3 protein-coding genes and 1 pseudogene are annotated in these 3,357 nt (G+C 73.6%); 2 read left to right on the top strand and 2 right to left on the bottom strand.

From position 1 onward, the window contains the following. Both C1I97_RS33765 and C1I97_RS40315 read left to right on the top strand, forming a co-directional pair. Nucleotides 1–1,956: ATP-binding protein (locus C1I97_RS33765; RefSeq protein ID WP_146608379.1), on the top strand; the 1,956-nt coding region annotated here is incomplete at its 5' end. Nucleotides 1,957–1,961: 5 nt separating this feature from the next. Beyond that, on the top strand, nt 1,962–2,123 hold the full coding sequence (locus tag C1I97_RS40315; RefSeq protein WP_181447029.1) for a hypothetical protein: 162 nt from the start codon (nt 1,962–1,964) through the stop codon (nt 2,121–2,123). Between the two features lie 201 nt (nt 2,124–2,324). Here C1I97_RS40315 and C1I97_RS33760 read toward each other — a convergent pair whose 3' ends face one another. Together C1I97_RS33760 and C1I97_RS33755 are read right to left on the bottom strand one after the other, a co-directional pair. Continuing rightward, nucleotides 2,325–2,981 carry a phosphatase PAP2 family protein gene (locus C1I97_RS33760; protein ID WP_111006824.1) on the bottom strand — a complete coding sequence of 219 codons (657 nt, stop codon included), beginning with the start codon at nt 2,979–2,981 and terminating at the stop codon, nt 2,325–2,327. 139 nt (nt 2,982–3,120) lie between these two features. Beyond that, nucleotides 3,121–3,357, bottom strand: a pseudogene (locus C1I97_RS33755) (hypothetical protein); the annotation flags it as partial.

Raw genomic sequence — 3,357 nt, 5'->3', positions numbered from 1 at the left:
TCCCTGGCCCGCGCCCGCGACATCTTCGGCCCGCCCCCGGCGATCGCCGAACTGGAGACGGAACTGGCGGAGGCGATCGCGGCCCGGCCGGCCGCCGCCGGGGAGAGCGCGGGCGACGGCACCCTCGCCCGCGCCGCGGCCGCCTACCTCTTCGAGGAGCTGACGAGTGGCCCCGACGGCTTCGTCGTCAGCGCCGCCACCCGCACGCTGCTCGACAAGTTCCGCCGCACGGTGGGCAGTTCCGCCTACGACGAGGACCTGGCCGCGCTCGACGACCTCGCCGCGCGCCACCAGCTGGCCGGGGCGTGGCTGTCGGCGTACGTCACCTCCACCGGCACCGGGATCTCCGCCGGGGACCTGGCCGAGGCGGTGGCCGCCGAACTCTGCCCCGACCTGCCCCGCTACGAGTCCGAGGCGTCCCCGGTGACCACGGCCGAGGGCCTGCTCGGCACCCACCCGCGCATCACGGGCCGCGCGCTCACCCTGCGGATCGACGAGTTCCTGGCCCGCACGAGCCGCTTCCAGGAGCGGGAGGTGCCCGCCTTCCGCGCCTACCAGCGCCGCCGCACCGCCCTGGTGGACGCCGAGCGCGCCCGGCTGCGCCTGGACGACCACCGTCCGCGCTCCATGGCGGCGTTCGTGCGCAACCGGCTCATCGACGAGGTCTACCTGCCCCTCATCGGCGACAGCCTCGCCCGCCAGCTCGGCACCGCGGGCGAGACCAAGCGCACCGACACCGGCGGCCTGCTGCTGCTCGTCTCACCGCCCGGCTACGGCAAGACCACGCTCATGGAGTACGTCGCCGACCGCCTCGGCCTGATGCTGGTCAAGGTCAGCGGCCCGGCCCTCGGCCACGCCGTCACCTCGCTGGACCCGGCCGAGGCCCCCAACGCCACCGCCCGCCAGGAGATCGAGAAGATCAACTTCGCGCTGGCGGCGGGCAACAACACCCTGCTGCTCCTGGACGACATCCAGCACACCTCGCCGGAGCTGCTGCAGAAGTTCATCCCGCTGTGCGACGCCACCCGCCGCGTCGACGGTGTGTGGAACGGCGAGGCGCGCACCTACGACCTGCGCGGCAAGCGCTTCGCCGTCTGCATGACCGGCAACCCCTACACCGAGTCCGGCGACCGCTTCCGCGTCCCGGACATGCTCGCCAACCGCGCCGACGTCTGGAACCTCGGTGACGTACTGACCGGCAAGGAGGACGTCTTCGCGCTCAGCTTCCTGGAGAACGCGCTCACCGCGAACCCGGTGCTCGCCCCGCTGGCCGGCCGCGACCGCCGCGACCTGGACCTGCTGCTCCGGCTCGCCGCCGGCGACCCCGCGGCCCGCGCCGACCGGCTCGTCCACCCCTACGCGCCCGCCGAGGTGGAGCAGATCGTCGCCGTACTGCGGCACCTGCTCACCGCCCGCGAGACGGTCCTCGCGGTCAACGCCGCCTACATCGCCTCCGCCGCCCAGTCCGAGACGACGCGCACCGAGCCGTCGTTCCGGCTGCAGGGCTCCTACCGCACCATGAACAAGATCGCCCAGCGGCTGCGGCCCGTCATGAACAGCGCCGAACTCTCCGCCGTCCTGGACGACCACTTCACCGCGGAGGCCCAGACCCTCACCACAGGAGCCGAGGCCAACCTGCTGAAACTGGCCGAACTGCGCGGCACCCTGACCCCCGGACAGGCCGACCGCTGGGCCGGGCTGAAGTCCGCCCACGCCCGCGCCCAGGCCCTCGGCGGCCCCACCGACGACCCCCTCACCCGGGCGACGGCCGCCCTCGCCCTGCTGGCCGACCGGATGGGTGCCATCGAGGCGGCCCTCACCGGATCCACCACCTCCCGGGCCCGGCACGCGGCCGACCGCAAGGACCACAGGAACCACAGGGATCACAAGGACCACAGGGATCACAAGGACCACAGGGACTACAGGGACTACAGGGACCACAGGGAGGAGCAGTGACGACCATGACGACGCTCACGGCCGCGATGACAGGGATGACGCCCTTCCTGGTCCCGCTCACCACCGCGACGCTGATCGTGGCGGCCCGCACGGCCGTGCTGGTCCGCCGCGACCGCCGCCGGGCCCACGCCTACCGCGGCCCGTGGCCGCCACCACCGCGACGCTGATCGTGGCGGCCCGCACGGCCGTGCTGGTCCGCCGCGACCGCCGCCGGGCCCACGCCTACCGCGGCCCGTGGCCGCCCGAGGACGCCTGAGGACGCCTGAGGACAACTGGGGACGACTGAGGACGACTGAACGACGCCGCCCCGGACACCGGCCGAGCGACCGGTGTCCGGGGGCGGACGGACAACAGGGGAGAGGGCGACGTCAGCGCGCTCGCGCCGGCCGGCCCGTCACCGCGCCCGGGGCGGTGAGCAGCGGGGCCAGCGCACCGGTGCGCAACCGCCGTACGAAGGACACGGCGAGCAGGCGCGCCGCGAGGAGGACGAGCAGGGCGACGACGGTGCCCACCAGGGCGCCGACGGCGACGTCGTGGGGGTAGTGGGCGCCGACGTACACCCGTGAGGCGCCCATCACCGCCGCCGCGAGCAGGGCGATGGACCCGATCCACCGGCTGACGACCAGCAGCGCCACCGCGAAGGCGAAGGCGACCGTGGTGTGGTTGCTGGGGAAGGCGTAGTCGTCCACGGGGGGACACGCCTCGATGAGGAAGTCCTTGGGCAGGGCCCGGCAGGGGCGCGGCTCCTGGAACACGTTCTTGATCCCGCTGTTGGCGACGTACGCGATGACGACGGCGAACGGCGTGGCCAGTACGGCGGCCATGACCGCGTTCCCCTGGTGCCGGGCGCGCCACCAGACCATCAGGCCGAAGACCACGAACACCCCCATGCCGAGGGAGGAGTACGCCTCCGCGGGCCCGTTCAGCCAGGGGGTGTGCCGGGCGAACTCGGTGACGTCGGTGTAGAGGCCGCCGGATATGGCCGCACCGTCGAGCCCCTGGGCGGGCGAGGAGAGAGTCGTCATCTGGTGGATCTCCGGGGCACAGAAGCGGAATCCTCGGTGAAGCCGGGCTGTCCGAGGGGTGAACGTCTACAGATTGGTAGACGGTAGCAGTCGGCCCTCCGGTTGCCTCAGGCACGGTCGGCCTGCCCGGCTCTCCGGGTCACCCCTGCTGTGCCGGGGGCTCCTTGCCCTTCTCGGCGGCCTGGGACGGGCGGGCCTGCTCGGCGGTGGGCCGGGTGGTGTTGCCCTGGCTCCCGCCCTCCGCCCTGCCCGGGTCGCCGGCCCGGGGCCGGCCCAGTTGTTCGGCGCAGTAGGCGGCGACGTTGCCCTCGCCGCCGGCGGCCGCGAGGAAGCGTTGCCAGGCCGTCGACTCCAGGGCCTTGCCGCTGCCCTTCAC

This window comes from Streptomyces sp. NTH33, assembly GCF_003236365.1.
Lineage (GTDB): Bacteria > Actinomycetota > Actinomycetes > Streptomycetales > Streptomycetaceae > Streptomyces.
This window is presented reverse-complemented; position numbering and strand designations above follow the sequence as displayed.